13 protein-coding genes and 2 pseudogenes are annotated in these 13,447 nt (G+C 53.1%); 9 read left to right on the forward strand and 6 right to left on the reverse strand.

The genetic code is table 11. The annotated features are described in order from the left end of the window. Position 1: 1 nt before the first annotated feature. The 3 genes from fliR to K0778_RS15220 are packed head-to-tail and all read left to right on the forward strand — an operon-like array spanning position 2 to position 3,990. The gene (gene fliR / locus K0778_RS15210) at positions 2 to 784 is read left to right on the forward strand and encodes a flagellar biosynthetic protein FliR (protein ID WP_001260503.1); all 783 of its coding nucleotides are present in this window, start codon (positions 2 to 4) and stop codon (positions 782 to 784) included. After that, positions 774 to 1,913, forward strand: coding sequence for a flagellar type III secretion system protein FlhB (gene flhB, locus K0778_RS15215; RefSeq protein WP_063084598.1), 1,140 nt, complete (start codon positions 774 to 776; stop codon positions 1,911 to 1,913). Before fliR ends, flhB begins: the two co-directional genes overlap by 11 nt. Further along, on the forward strand, positions 1,897 to 3,990 hold the full coding sequence (locus K0778_RS15220; RefSeq protein WP_032083916.1) for a flagellar biosynthesis protein FlhA: 2,094 nt from the start codon (positions 1,897 to 1,899) through the stop codon (positions 3,988 to 3,990). Before flhB ends, K0778_RS15220 begins: the two co-directional genes overlap by 17 nt. Before the next feature lie 215 nt (positions 3,991 to 4,205). Here the strand turns inward: K0778_RS15220 and rayT are convergent, their stop codons facing one another. Continuing rightward, positions 4,206 to 4,703, reverse strand: coding sequence for an REP-associated tyrosine transposase RayT (gene rayT, locus K0778_RS15225; RefSeq protein ID WP_000006256.1), 498 nt, complete (start codon positions 4,701 to 4,703; stop codon positions 4,206 to 4,208). A gap of 175 nt (positions 4,704 to 4,878) precedes the next feature. After that, positions 4,879 to 5,628, reverse strand: a complete 750-nt coding sequence (locus tag K0778_RS15230) for a C40 family peptidase (RefSeq protein WP_014639831.1) — start codon at positions 5,626 to 5,628, stop codon at positions 4,879 to 4,881. Between the two features lie 209 nt (positions 5,629 to 5,837). Here K0778_RS15230 and dinJ point away from each other — a divergent pair, with 209 nt between their 5' ends. The 3 genes and pseudogenes from dinJ (at position 5,838) to dpaA (ending at position 7,266) form a co-directional block, all read left to right on the forward strand. Next, the gene (gene dinJ, locus K0778_RS15235; RefSeq protein WP_000729704.1) at positions 5,838 to 6,098 is read left to right on the forward strand and encodes a type II toxin-antitoxin system antitoxin DinJ; all 261 of its coding nucleotides are present in this window, start codon (positions 5,838 to 5,840) and stop codon (positions 6,096 to 6,098) included. 2 nt (positions 6,099 to 6,100) lie between these two features. Then, positions 6,101 to 6,370 (forward strand): annotated as a pseudogene (locus K0778_RS15240) (type II toxin-antitoxin system YafQ family toxin). 155 nt (positions 6,371 to 6,525) lie between these two features. Further along, positions 6,526 to 7,266 carry a peptidoglycan meso-diaminopimelic acid protein amidase gene (gene dpaA / locus K0778_RS15245; RefSeq protein ID WP_001225679.1) on the forward strand — a complete coding sequence of 247 codons (741 nt, stop codon included), beginning with the start codon at positions 6,526 to 6,528 and terminating at the stop codon, positions 7,264 to 7,266. On the opposite strand, the gene K0778_RS15250 is transcribed toward dpaA, so the two are convergent. Then, positions 7,237 to 8,004, reverse strand: coding sequence for a class II glutamine amidotransferase (locus K0778_RS15250; protein WP_000333380.1), 768 nt, complete (start codon positions 8,002 to 8,004; stop codon positions 7,237 to 7,239). The two genes, dpaA and K0778_RS15250, sit on opposite strands and share 30 nt — an antisense overlap. Before the next feature lie 205 nt (positions 8,005 to 8,209). Beyond that, positions 8,210 to 8,788: a D-sedoheptulose 7-phosphate isomerase gene (gene lpcA / locus K0778_RS15255; protein ID WP_000284050.1), complete on the reverse strand. Its 579-nt coding sequence runs from the start codon at positions 8,786 to 8,788 to the stop codon at positions 8,210 to 8,212. Between the two features lie 239 nt (positions 8,789 to 9,027). Between lpcA and fadE the strand changes: the two genes are divergently transcribed. Continuing rightward, positions 9,028 to 11,472: an acyl-CoA dehydrogenase FadE gene (gene fadE, locus K0778_RS15260; protein ID WP_000973083.1), complete on the forward strand. Its 2,445-nt coding sequence runs from the start codon at positions 9,028 to 9,030 to the stop codon at positions 11,470 to 11,472. Between the two features lie 42 nt (positions 11,473 to 11,514). On the opposite strand, the gene ivy is transcribed toward fadE, so the two are convergent. After that, positions 11,515 to 11,961 carry an Ivy family C-type lysozyme inhibitor gene (gene ivy, locus K0778_RS15265; protein WP_001308392.1) on the reverse strand — a complete coding sequence of 149 codons (447 nt, stop codon included), beginning with the start codon at positions 11,959 to 11,961 and terminating at the stop codon, positions 11,515 to 11,517. Positions 11,962 to 12,141: 180 nt separating this feature from the next. Between ivy and yafV the strand changes: the two genes are divergently transcribed. Then, complete coding sequence (gene yafV / locus K0778_RS15270; RefSeq protein ID WP_001118036.1) at positions 12,142 to 12,912, forward strand: 2-oxoglutaramate amidase; 771 nt, start codon at positions 12,142 to 12,144, stop codon at positions 12,910 to 12,912. A 40-nt stretch (positions 12,913 to 12,952) separates the two neighbouring features. On the opposite strand, the pseudogene K0778_RS15275 reads toward yafV, so the two are convergent. Continuing rightward, positions 12,953 to 13,327: pseudogene (locus tag K0778_RS15275) on the reverse strand (ISAs1 family transposase); the annotation flags it as partial. Between the two features lie 56 nt (positions 13,328 to 13,383). Here K0778_RS15275 and K0778_RS15280 point away from each other — a divergent pair. After that, positions 13,384 to 13,447 (forward strand): IS1 family transposase (locus tag K0778_RS15280; RefSeq protein WP_001676991.1); only part of this gene is annotated, 64 nt, incomplete at its 3' end.

The raw sequence follows: 13,447 nt of genomic DNA on the forward strand, positions 1-13,447 counted from the left end.
GATGCGCACAAGCGACGTTACGCAACTGATGGATCTGGCGCTGGGGCTGTGGTTTCCCTTTGTGCGCATTATGGCGTTTCTGCGCTATGTGCCAGTGCTGGATAACAGCGCCCTGACCGTGCGCGTGCGGATTATTTTGTCGCTGGCGCTGGCAATCATCATCACGCCGTTAATTCCGCATCCCATTCCCCACGACCTGCTTTCACTCAACAGCCTGATCCTGACGGTGGAGCAAATTTTATGGGGCATGTTATTCGGGCTGATGTTTCAGTTTTTGTTTCTGGCGCTACAGCTGGCCGGGCAAATTCTCTCGTTCAATATGGGGATGAGCATGGCGGTGATGAACGACCCGAGCAGTGGCGCATCGACCACCGTGCTGGCGGAGCTCATCAACGTCTACGCGATCCTGCTGTTTTTTGCCATGGACGGGCATCTGCTGCTGGTGAGTGTGCTGTATAAGGGCTTTACCTACTGGCCGATTGGCAACGCGCTGCATCCGCAAACCCTGCGCACCATCGCGCTGGCCTTTAGCTGGGTGCTGGCGTCCGCATCGCTGCTGGCGCTGCCAACCACTTTTATCATGCTGATTGTGCAGGGCTGCTTTGGCCTGCTCAACCGCATTGCGCCGCCGCTGAACCTTTTTTCACTCGGTTTTCCCATCAACATGCTGGCGGGGCTGGTCTGCTTTGCCACCCTGCTCTACAACCTGCCGGATCACTATCTGCATCTGGCGAATTTTGTGTTGCAGCAACTCGACGCGCTGAAAGGTCACTATGGCGGATAGCAGCAGCGAAGAAAAAACAGAAAAACCCTCGGCGCAAAAGCTGCGTAAAGCGCGTGAAGAGGGGCAACTGCCGCGCTCGAAGGATATGGGGCTGGCGGCGAGCCTGTTTGCGGCGTTTGTGGTGATCTCCAGCAGCTTCCCGTGGTATGCCGATTTTGTGCGCGAGAGTTTTATCAGCGTGCATCAGTACGCGCAGGAGATTAATAACCCGGAGGTGATCGGCCAGTTTCTGCGCCATCACCTGTTAATACTCGGCAAGTTTATTCTCACCTTGCTGCCGATGCCCGCTGCCGCGCTACTCTCTTCGCTGGTGCCCGGCGGCTGGCTGTTTCTGCCGAAAAAAATCCTCCCGGATTTCAGCAAAATCAGCCCGTTAAAAGGCATTGGGCGGCTGTTTTCCAGTGAACATCTGGCGGAAACGGGAAAGATGACGATGAAGTCGGTGGTGGTGCTGGTGATGCTGTGGGTAAGCCTGCGCAATAACTTTGCCGCCTTTCTCGGCCTGCAGGCGCTACCGTTCAAACTGGCGATGAATGAGGGTTTATCGCTCTACGCCTGCGTGATGCGCAACTTTGTCATCCTGTTTATCTTCTTTGCGTTAATCGACGTGCCGCTGGCGAAAGCCCTGTTTACCAAAGGGCTGAAGATGACCAAACAGGAGCTGAAAGAAGAGTATAAAAACCAGGAAGGCAAGTCGGAAGTGAAGGCGCGCGTGCGGCGTCTGCAACGGCAGTTGGCGATGGGGCAAATTCGCAAAGTGGTGCCGAAAGCCAACGTGGTGATCACCAACCCGACCCACTACGCCGTGGCGTTGCAGTATGACTCGTCGCGCGCCGCCGCGCCGTTTGTGGTGGCGAAAGGCACCGATGAAATCGCCCTCTATATTCGCCAGGTCGCCGCTGAGAATCAGGTGGAAGTGGTCGAGTTCCCGCGACTGGCGCGCTCGGTTTACTACACCACCCAGGTGAACCAGCAAATTCCGTTTCAGCTTTACCGGGCCATCGCCCACGTTCTGACCTACGTCCTGCAAATGAAACACTGGCGCGAGGGTGCACAGCCGCGCCCGGCCCTGAACAGACATATTTCCATTCCCAAAGAGGTGCTTAAACTGGATGGCGAAAACAACTAAATCGTTCCTCGCGCTGCTGCGCGGCGGCAATCTCGGCGTGCCGCTGGTGATCCTGTGTATTCTGGCGATGGTTATTTTGCCGCTGCCGCCTGCGCTGCTGGATATTCTGTTCACCTTCAACATTGTGCTGGCGGTGATGGTGCTGCTGGTGGCGGTGTCGGCGAAACGACCGCTGGAATTCAGCCTGTTCCCGACCATTTTGCTGATCACCACCTTAATGCGCCTGACGCTTAACGTTGCTTCTACGCGCGTGGTGCTGCTGCACGGGCATCTCGGCGCGGGCGCGGCGGGTAAGGTGATTGAGTCGTTTGGTCAGGTGGTGATCGGCGGCAACTTTGTCGTCGGCTTCGTGGTGTTTATCATCCTGATGATCATCAACTTTATTGTCGTCACCAAAGGGGCCGAGCGTATTTCCGAGGTTTCTGCCCGCTTTACCTTAGACGCGATGCCCGGCAAACAGATGGCGATTGACGCCGATCTTAACGCCGGATTGATCAACCAGGCGCAGGCGCAAACCCGGCGTAAAGATGTTGCCAGCGAGGCCGATTTCTACGGCGCGATGGACGGGGCATCGAAGTTTGTGCGCGGGGACGCCATCGCCGGGATGATGATTCTGGCGATCAACCTGATCGGCGGCGTCTGTATCGGGATCTTCAAATACAACCTGAGCGCCGATGCTGCCTTCCAGCAGTATGTGCTGATGACCATCGGCGACGGCCTGGTGGCGCAGATCCCTTCCCTGCTGCTCTCCACCGCGGCGGCGATTATCGTCACCCGCGTCAGCGACAACGGCGATATCGCCCATGACGTGCGTAACCAGCTGCTGGCAAGCCCGTCGGTGCTCTACACCGCCACCGGGATTATGTTCGTGCTGGCGGTGGTACCGGGAATGCCGCACCTGCCGTTTTTGCTGTTCAGCGCCCTGCTTGGTTTTACCGGCTGGCGGATGAGCAAACAGCCGCTGGCGGCGGAGGCGGAAGAGAAAAGCCTCGAAACGCTGACCCGCACCATCACCGAAACCAGCGAGCAGCAGGTCAGTTGGGAAACCATTCCGCTGATCGAGCCTATCAGTTTAAGCCTCGGTTACAAACTGGTGGCGCTGGTGGACAAAGCACAGGGTAACCCGCTCACCCAGCGGATTCGCGGCGTGCGGCAGGTGATTTCTGACGGCAACGGCGTGCTGCTGCCGGAGATCCGCATTCGGGAAAACTTCCGCCTTAAGCCCAGTCAGTACGCCATTTTCATCAACGGCATAAAGGCTGATGAAGCGGATATTCCGGCGGATAAACTGATGGCCCTGCCCTCCAGCGAAACCTACGGCGAGATTGACGGCGTGCTGGGGAACGACCCGGCGTATGGGATGCCGGTCACCTGGATCCAGCCTGCGCAGAAGGCGAAGGCGCTGAATATGGGGTATCAGGTGATCGACAGCGCCAGCGTGATTGCTACCCATGTGAACAAGATTGTGCGCAGCTATATTCCTGATTTGTTTAACTATGATGATATTACGCAGTTGCATAACCGTTTGGCGTCGATGGCACCGCGCCTGGCGGAAGATTTAAGCGCGGCGCTCAATTACAGCCAGTTGCTGAAAGTGTACCGGGCGCTGCTGACCGAAGGCGTTTCCCTGCGCGATATCGTCACCATCGCCACCGTGCTGGTCGCCAGTAGCGCGGTGACCAAAGATCATATTCTGCTGGCAGCTGATGTGCGCCTGGCGCTGCGGCGAAGCATTACCCATCCGTTCGTTCGCAAGCAGGAGCTGACGGTGTATACGCTGAATAATGAGCTGGAAAATCTGCTGACCAACGTGGTGAATCAGGCGCAACAGGGCGGGAAAGTGATGCTCGACAGCGTGCCGGTCGATCCGAATATGCTCAACCAGTTCCAGAGTACGATGCCACAGGTGAAAGAGCAGATGAAAGCGGCGGGGAAAGACCCGGTGCTGCTGGTGCCACCGCAGCTGCGCCCTTTGCTGGCGCGTTATGCAAGGTTGTTTGCGCCGGGGCTGCATGTGCTGTCGTATAACGAAGTGCCGGATGAGCTGGAGTTGAAGATTATGGGGGCGTTGATGTAGGCATGATAAGACGCGTCAGCGTCGCATCAGGCATCGGTGCATAACCGCCGGATGCGGCGTGAACGCCTTATCCGGCCTACCGTTCAGGCGCAGGTTTGTAGGCATGATAAGATGTGCCAGCGTCGCATCAGGCATCCGCGCACAATTGCCGGATGCGGCACAAGTTTGTAGGCACGATAAGACGCGCCAGCGTCGCATCAGGCATCTGCGCATAATTATAAAATGATACGCTCGCCAGCATTTATATCCGTTACGTCCCCCGCCCAATCGATGGGATATAACCCTCGCGCGACATCGCGATGGAACGTTGAGAATGGCCAATCACTCACTTGCTTTACCCAACCATGCTTTACTGGATTTATATAAATATAATCAACATGATGCCTATAATCTTTGGTATTGCGGATGGCGTGCTCCCAAAAACGTGGTTGCCAGATATTTTTCAATCCACAAGCATGGGTAAATTGCTTTTTAATTTCCCGCCAGCGCGAGGAAAAATCATCATCGCCTTCAGGTAATGTCCAGATACAGTGCATATGCTCTGGCAAAACGACCCAGGCGTTGATTTCAAAAGGCCTGTCTCGCTTAACTTTAATAATGGCGTGACGGAGCATCTGGTACTGGGTGGTCAAGAGTTGGCTTCGACGATTGCGTAAATTCACCGTGAAAAACCAGGTTCCCCCCTTGATGTAATAACGACGATATTCAGACATGGCGACTCCTTTTTCTCAACGGTAAGAAGAAAAGGAAAGGTCGGCAATGAGGTGATGGAATAACAGGAAAGCGGCTCGCAAAAACGCACAGATTTGTAGGCATGATAAGACGCGTCAGCGTCGCATCAGGCATCTGCGCACAACCGCCGGATGCGGCGTAAACGCCTTATCCGGCCTACAAAATCGTCTCTTCCGTCAAAATCCTGCGCGCGCCCAAAAAATGGTCCTGCCAGAAAGGTTCGGCTAATCGGCTTATCCGAATGGTTTCGCCGGTACGTGGCGACTCGATAAATTGCCCATCGCCCAAATACACGCCCATATGGTCGGCAATCTCGCGGCTGTGGATATGGAAAAACAGCAAATCTCCCCGGCGCAGGTCGTTGTTCGCCACAATCGTTGCCCGGCGATAGTGATACATCTCATTGGCCGTACGTGGGAGCTTCGCCTCGAGGATCTTGTTGTAGGCATAAAAAACTAACCCGCTACAGTCGAAGCCTTGATCGGGCCGCGTGCCGCCCCAGACGTAAGGCTTGCCAAGCTGCTGCTCCAGGCGGTGAATCGCCACTTCGGTGATGTTATGCAGATGGTCACTGCTTAGAAAGTGGTTGTTTTCCGCCAGCGCCTGCCAGCGTCTGTCACTCGCCTTGAGCGGCGCAGGAAACCATTCTGGATGCTGTTTTATCTGCTCCCGGTTGTGCTGGCGTAGCGCCCTTCTGCTTTCGGCATTGCCTTCCACAATATAGCTGGCCTGCTTTTTCAGATGAGTTTGGTACTGTTTTAATAAACGCGCACGGTTTTGCATCCGCTGGCGGGCGGCGTAGCTGAAAGAGATATGTGATGTGGTGGCGCTGGCAAATGAAGAAAACGGCAAGCAAAGCAACAGTAATCCCGACAACACAAAAGAGGGAATCGACGGCAAAGACATTCTCAATAATGGCTGGTCATGCATTGATGTTGCAGTGTATCCTGGCCCGTACCTGAACAAACTTAATAAACCATTATTATAAAATTAATAAATATATTTCAGTTTATTATGTAAAAACATCCGTTTCTTAAATTACTCATGGATTGTCGCTGTTGCTCATTTGAGCTACAATTCAAGCTGTATAAATATACAGCACAGGAGATACCCCAATGGCTGCTAACGCGTTTGTTCGCGCCCGAATCGATGAAGATCTGAAGAATCAGGCGGCGGACGTACTGGCCGGGATGGGGCTGACCATCTCTGACCTGGTTCGCATAACCCTCACAAAGGTCGCGCGTGAAAAGGCATTGCCGTTCGATTTACGCGAGCCTAATCAATTAACCATTCAATCAATTAAAAACAGCGAAGCTGGCGTTGATGTTCATAAGGCCAAAGACGCCGATGATTTATTTGATAAATTAGGAATTTAAATATGATTCAAAGGGATATTGAATACTCGGGACAATTTTCAAAGGATGTAAAACTTGCACAAAAGCGTCATAATGATATGAATAAATTGAAATATCTTATGACGCTTCTTACTTTACCGCTTCCAGCTGTTTATTAAGACCACCCGCTGCAAGGTTCATGGAAAGGTTATCGCGATGCTCATGTCGAACCGGACTGGCTCCTGATTTACAAACTTACCGATAAACTTTTACGATTTGAGAGAACTGGAACTCACGCGGCGCTCTTTGGGTAAAGCCCGCTTCCGATGAAATTTGTAAACCCTGCGCCGACAGGCTTGCGTAAAACTCTTTTGGTGATAATGTGAGCCTTCCAAATCCAGACTATTCCGATTTGGGATTCATTTTGCCGTCCTGGCGTGTGTAACCGTTTTATCAAGGAATAAGCAGTATGCGTAAAATCGCATTAATTCTTGCGATGTTGTTGATCCCGTGCGTTTCGTTTGCCGGTTTGCTGGGCAGCAGTAGCTCGACCACGCCAGTGAGCAAAGAGTATAAGCAGCAGTTGATGGGATCCCCTGTCTACATCCAGATCTTCAAGGAAGAACGTACGCTCGATCTCTACGTCAAAATGGGCGAGCAATATCAACTGCTCGACAGCTATAAAATCTGTAAATATTCCGGCGGCTTAGGGCCAAAACAGCGTCAGGGCGATTTCAAAAGCCCGGAAGGGTTTTATAGCGTCCAGCGTAATCAGTTAAAACCAGACAGCCGTTACTACAAAGCGATTAATATTGGTTTCCCCAATGCCTATGACCGTGCGCATGGTTATGAAGGGAAATACCTGATGATCCACGGCGATTGTGTTTCCATCGGCTGCTACGCAATGACCAATCAGGGTATTGATGAGATATTCCAGTTCGTTACTGGTGCGCTGGTGTTTGGTCAGCCGAGCGTGCAAGTGAGTATTTACCCGTTCCGCATGACCGACGCCAATATGAAGCGCCATAAATATTCCAACTTTAAGGACTTCTGGGAGCAACTGAAGCCGGGTTACGACTACTTTGAGCAAACCCGTAAGCCACCAACCGTTTCTGTGGTCAATGGTCGTTACGTGGTCAGCAAGCCGTTAAGCCACGAAGTTGTGCAGCCACAACTGGCATCAAACTACACGCTCCCCGAGGCAAAATAAGCGCCATTCGCCTGGCATAATCTTTTGCCAGGTTTCATTGCCCGTCAGCGGCTGTGTTGCAATCACCGTGACCACATCATTCGGTGTGGTCTGCGAGCTGAAGTCGATTTCCACATCCTGATCCAGCAACGTTGCCACGCCAAACGGCGCGCGGCGGGTGATCCAGTGTAAATTAGTCGAGCAATACGCCATTACATAGCGCCCGTCCGAAAGCAGCATGTTGAAAACGCCCTTCTGCCGCAGTTCATCCGCCAGTGAGGCGATATATTTAAATACCGCCGCCATGTTGCCCGGTGTGCGCGGGTAACGCTGCGTTAATTTATGCAGGAGCCAGCAGAAGGCTTTTTCGCTGTCGGTTTCGCCTACCGGGCGGAAGTTGCCGGTTTCCAGTGATTTGTAGCCCGTCAGTTGTCCGTTATGGGCATAAGTCCAGTTACGCCCCCATAACTCGCGGGTAAATGGGTGAGTATTTTCCAGCGCCACCTCGCCCCGATTAGCCTGGCGAATATGAGCCACCACCGAACAGGATTTTATCGGGTAGTCCTGGACAAGTTTGGCGATGGGGGAATTAAAGCTGGGTTGTGGATCTTTAAATGTGCGACAGCCTTTACCTTCGTAAAAGGTAATGCCCCAGCCATCTTTATGTGGCCCGGTTCCACCACCACGCTGTACAAGCCCGGTGAAACTAAAGCAGATATCGGTAGGGACGTTGGCGCTCATCCCGAGCAATTCGCACATGGGTAACCTCCACAACAGCGGGAGCGCATGGCCCCCGGCGAAGATTGATTTAAGAATTTTCAGGTCGGATGCGGCGTGAACGCATTATTCGGCCTACGGTTCGCGTACAGATTTGTAGGCATGATAAGACGCGTCAGCGTCGCATCAGGCATCAGCGCACAAATGCCGGATGCGGCGTAAACGTCTTATCCGGCCTACGCCAGACTTACTTAACCATCTCTTTTTCAATCAACTGGATCAGGATATGGATCACTTTAATGTGAATCTCCTGAATGCGGTCGGCATAACCAAAGTGCGGTACGCGAATTTCGATATCCGCCGTGCCAGCCATTTTGCCGCCGTCTTTACCGGTCAGGGTGATCACTTTCATTCCCTTCTCACGCGCCGCTGCGATCGCTTTGATCACGTTTGCAGAGTTACCGGAGGTGGAGATCCCCAGCAGTACATCGCCTTCGCGACCTACCGCTTCAACGTAGCGGGAGAAAATATCATTGAAACCGAAATCATTACCGACGCAGGAAATATGACTAACGTCAGAAATAGCAATCGCCGGGTAGCCCGGACGGTTTTCACGGTAGCGACCGGTCAACTCTTCGGCAAAGTGCATAGCGTCGCAATGGGAACCGCCGTTGCCGCAGGAAAGCACTTTGCCACCGGCTTTAAAGCTGTCTGCTAACAGGACCGCCGCGCGCTGAATGGCGTGAATATTGGCGTCATCTTTTAAAAAGTTAGCCAGCGTTTCCGCCGCTTCGTTCAGTTCGTTACGAATAAGATCCTGGTACATGAGGATATCCTTCAGCATAAATGTAATAGACAAAATGCAGTGTACCGGATACCGCCAAAAGCGAGAAGTACGGGCAGGTGCTATGACCAGGACTTTTTGACCTGAAGTGCGGATAAAAACAGCAACAATGTGAGCTTTGTTGTAATTATATTGTAAACATATTGCTAAATGTTTTTACATCCACTACAACCATATCATCACAAGTGGTCAGACCTCCTACAAGTAAGGGGCTTTTCGTTATGATGATTTTGAGTATTCTCGCTACGGTTGTCCTGCTCGGCGCGTTGTTCTATCACCGCGTGAGCTTATTTATCAGCAGTCTGATTTTGCTCGCCTGGACAGCCGCCCTCGGCGTTGCTGGTCTGTGGTCGGCGTGGGTACTGGTGCCTCTGGCCATTATCCTCGTGCCATTTAACTTTGCGCCTATGCGTAAGTCGATGATTTCCGCGCCGGTATTTCGCGGTTTCCGTAAGGTGATGCCGCCGATGTCGCGCACTGAGAAAGAAGCGATTGATGCGGGCACCACCTGGTGGGAGGGCGACTTGTTCCAGGGCAAGCCGGACTGGAAAAAGCTGCATAACTATCCGCAGCCGCGCCTGACCGCCGAAGAGCAAGCGTTTCTCGACGGCCCGGTAGAAGAAGCCTGCCGGATGGCGAATGATTTCCAGATCACCCATGAGCTGGCGGATCTGCCGCCGGAGTTGTGGGCGTACCTTAAAGAGCATCGTTTCTTCGCGATGATCATCAAAAAAGAGTACGGCGGGCTGGAGTTCTCGGCTTATGCCCAGTCTCGCGTGCTGCAAAAACTCTCCGGCGTGAGCGGGATCCTGGCGATTACCGTCGGCGTGCCAAACTCATTAGGCCCGGGCGAACTGTTGCAACATTACGGCACTGACGAGCAGAAGGATCACTATCTGCCGCGTCTGGCGCGTGGTCAGGAGATCCCCTGCTTTGCACTGACCAGCCCGGAAGCGGGTTCCGATGCGGGCGCGATTCCGGACACCGGGATTGTCTGCATGGGCGAATGGCAGGGCCAGCAGGTGCTGGGGATGCGTCTGACCTGGAACAAACGCTACATTACGCTGGCACCGATTGCGACCGTGCTTGGGCTGGCGTTTAAACTCTCCGACCCGGAAAAATTACTCGGCGGTGCAGAAGATTTAGGCATTACCTGTGCGCTGATCCCAACCACCACGCCGGGCGTGGAAATTGGTCGTCGCCACTTCCCGCTGAACGTACCGTTCCAGAACGGACCGACGCGCGGTAAAGATGTCTTCGTGCCGATCGATTACATCATCGGCGGGCCGAAAATGGCCGGGCAAGGCTGGCGGATGCTGGTGGAGTGCCTCTCGGTAGGCCGCGGCATCACCCTGCCTTCCAACTCAACCGGCGGCGTGAAATCGGTAGCGCTGGCAACCGGCGCGTATGCTCACATTCGCCGTCAGTTCAAAATCTCTATTGGTAAGATGGAAGGGATTGAAGAGCCGCTGGCGCGTATTGCCGGTAATGCCTACGTGATGGATGCTGCGGCATCGCTGATTACCTACGGCATTATGCTCGGCGAAAAACCTGCCGTGCTGTCGGCTATCGTTAAGTATCACTGTACCCACCGCGGGCAGCAGTCGATTATTGATGCGATGGATATTACCGGCGGTAAAGGCATTATGCTCGGGCAAAGCAACTTCCTGGCGCGTGCTTACCAGGGCGCACCGATTGCCATCACCGTTGAAGGGGCTAACATTCTGACCCGCAGCATGATGATCTTCGGACAAGGAGCGATTCGTTGCCATCCGTACGTGCTGGAAGAGATGGAAGCGGCGAAGAACAATGACGTCAACGCGTTCGATAAACTGTTGTTCAAACATATCGGTCACGTCGGTAGCAACAAAGTTCGCAGCTTCTGGCTGGGCCTGACGCGCGGTTTAACCAGCAGCACGCCAACCGGCGATGCCACTAAACGCTACTATCAGCACCTGAACCGCCTGAGCGCCAACCTCGCCCTGCTTTCTGATGTCTCGATGGCAGTGCTGGGCGGCAGCCTGAAACGTCGCGAGCGCATCTCGGCCCGTCTGGGGGATATTTTAAGCCAGCTCTACCTCGCCTCTGCCGTGCTGAAGCGTTATGACGACGAAGGCCGTAATGAAGCCGACCTGCCGCTGGTGCACTGGGGCGTACAAGATGCGCTGTATCAGGCTGAACAGGCGATGGATGATTTACTGCAAAACTTCCCGAACCGCGTGGTTGCCGGGCTGCTGAATGTGGTGATCTTCCCGACCGGACGTCATTATCTGGCACCTTCTGACAAGCTGGATCATAAAGTGGCGAAGATTTTACAAGTGCCGAACGCCACCCGTTCCCGCATTGGTCGCGGTCAGTACCTGACGCCGAGCGAGCATAATCCGGTTGGCTTGCTGGAAGAGGCGCTGGTGGATGTGATTGCCGCCGACCCAATTCATCAGCGGATCTGTAAAGAGCTGGGTAAAAACCTGCCGTTTACCCGTCTGGATGAACTGGCGCACAACGCGCTGGTGAAGGGGCTGATTGATAAAGATGAAGCCGCTATTCTGGTGAAAGCTGAAGAAAGCCGTCTGCGCAGTATTAACGTTGATGACTTTGATCCGGAAGAGCTGGCGACGAAGCCGGTAAAGTTGCCGGAGAAAGTGCGGAAAGTTGAAGCCGCGTAAATGAATAACGGAGCCGAAAGGCTCCGTTTCTTTATCCGCTAATTATTTAAAATTAAAGCCATCCGGATGGTTTTCCAGGCTGCCGGTCAACGCCGCGAACAACACCGTTTTACCATCAATCGAAAGCGCATCGTTCACATTCAGCCAGGTGAGTTTCTCTTGCGACGTTTTCTCATCAATAGTCGAGAACAGCCCCGTCATCTGATTAGATTTCTCGGACCACATCACAGCGATACGTTGCGAGCCACAGTCATGCGGTTTGCACGCGCTCATCACCTGATACGTCTCATCTCCCAACGTTACGGTTTGTGCGGGAGTATAAGTACCGCCTTTCATCACCCAGGCAGGCAGCTTATGCCCTTGTACCATCTGATTAAATGCAGCTTTGGTGGTTTCGCCCTTTGCAAGGCTGCTAATGGTTAAATCATCCTGCGCCATTGCACTGGTGGCGATGACCAGAGCGGCGACTGTCGTTATTGCCTTAAACATCATTCCTCCCGAGCTTATCCTGCCCATGTTATTAACCTCCTAAAGCCTGGCGATAACACGATAATTTGCAAATCAGATATTTCCAATATCAGCATTTGTTATCAATTTATTCTGCGCTAAGGCAACTGCCTGATAAGGTGTTAAAGTTATAAAACCCTTCGCATAAAGGAGTTGTACACCGTGCCTGGTTTGAAGATTACGCTTTTGCAGCAACCACTGGTGTGGATGGATGGTCCTGCCAACCTGCGTCATTTTGATCGTCAACTGGAAGGTATTACCGGGCGCGATGTGATCGTTCTACCGGAGATGTTTACCAGCGGCTTTGCCATGGAAGCGGCAGCTTCGTCGCTAGCACAAGATGACGTAGTGAACTGGATGACAGCTAAGGCGCAGCAGTGCAATGCGCTGATTGCAGGCAGTGTTGCATTACAAACGGAGTCTGGTTCGGTTAACCGCTTTTTGCTGGTTGAGCCGGGCGGCACGGTACATTTTTATGATAAGCGTCATCTGTTCCGCATGGCAGATGAGCATCTACATTATAAAGCGGGCAATGCGCGAGTGATTGTGGAATGGCGCGGCTGGCGTATTTTGCCGCTGGTGTGCTACGACTTACGTTTTCCTGTGTGGTCGCGCAATCTCAACGATTATGACCTCGCCCTGTACGTCGCCAACTGGCCTGCTCCGCGCTCTCTGCACTGGCAGGCATTGCTGACGGCCCGCGCGATTGAGAATCAGGCGTATGTGGCGGGATGCAATCGCGTCGGCAGCGATGGCAACGGCTGCCATTATCGCGGTGACAGCCGGGTGATTAATCCGCAAGGAGAGATTATCGCTACTGCCGACGCGCATCAGGCAACGCGCATTGATGCGGAGCTGTCGATGGCAGCATTGCGGGAATATAGAGAAAAGTTTCCGGCATGGCAGGATGCGGATGAGTTTAGGTTGTGGTGAGTGGGGGTTGTGTTTAAGGACGGGGAGAGTCGGGGTATTACTACGAAAGCCCGCTCCCCGCAAGGACTGACGCCAGGTAGTTTCTGTCCATGGCTGCTTTTCGCATCTTACGTTTTAACCCTGCCTTGAATACCTTCTCATTCGTCAAAATATTAATAGCAATGTGCCGTATCCCTGAAAATAATTCTGCTGCGTTTCCTCTTCTTATTTTGTAGTCGTCTTCATTCATTACCACGTCCAGACGCCTGTGCAGCTTATTCTCCACGTGCCAGTGGTTTCGGATTGCTGTGGCGAACTTCTCTGCGGTTAAATCAGCAGAACTGATATAATATCTGACCGTCATTTCTGGCTCTTTCTTTTGTTCTGCTATTATTGACCGAAAGGAGACTGCCACGCATAATTTCTTCAGCCCTTTCGGTGATGCTGCCAACTTACTGATTTAGTGTATGATGGTGTTTTTGAGGTGCTCCAGTGGCTTCTGTTTCTATCAGCTGTCCCTCCTGTTCAGCTACTGACGGGGTGGTGCGTAACGGCA

Source organism: Escherichia sp. XD33 (assembly GCF_019375075.1).
Classification (GTDB): Bacteria; Pseudomonadota; Gammaproteobacteria; order Enterobacterales; family Enterobacteriaceae; genus Enterobacter; species Enterobacter flexneri_A.

Coding starts and splice junctions, on each gene's coding strand:
- dpaA (WP_001225679.1), top strand. CDS start 6,526: ATGCGTAAAATCGCATTAATTCTTGCGATGTTGTTGATCCCGTGCGTT.
- K0778_RS15250 (WP_000333380.1), bottom strand. CDS start 8,004: ATGTGCGAATTGCTCGGGATGAGCGCCAACGTCCCTACCGATATCTGC.
- flhB (WP_063084598.1), top strand. CDS start 774: ATGGCGGATAGCAGCAGCGAAGAAAAAACAGAAAAACCCTCGGCGCAA.
- K0778_RS15230 (WP_014639831.1), bottom strand. CDS start 5,628: ATGTCTTTGCCGTCGATTCCCTCTTTTGTGTTGTCGGGATTACTGTTG.
- dinJ (WP_000729704.1), top strand. CDS start 5,838: ATGGCTGCTAACGCGTTTGTTCGCGCCCGAATCGATGAAGATCTGAAG.
- K0778_RS15220 (WP_032083916.1), top strand. CDS start 1,897: ATGGCGAAAACAACTAAATCGTTCCTCGCGCTGCTGCGCGGCGGCAAT.
- fadE (WP_000973083.1), top strand. CDS start 9,028: ATGATGATTTTGAGTATTCTCGCTACGGTTGTCCTGCTCGGCGCGTTG.
- fliR (WP_001260503.1), top strand. CDS start 2: ATGCGCACAAGCGACGTTACGCAACTGATGGATCTGGCGCTGGGGCTG.
- rayT (WP_000006256.1), bottom strand. CDS start 4,703: ATGTCTGAATATCGTCGTTATTACATCAAGGGGGGAACCTGGTTTTTC.
- ivy (WP_001308392.1), bottom strand. CDS start 11,961: ATGTTTAAGGCAATAACGACAGTCGCCGCTCTGGTCATCGCCACCAGT.
- lpcA (WP_000284050.1), bottom strand. CDS start 8,788: ATGTACCAGGATCTTATTCGTAACGAACTGAACGAAGCGGCGGAAACG.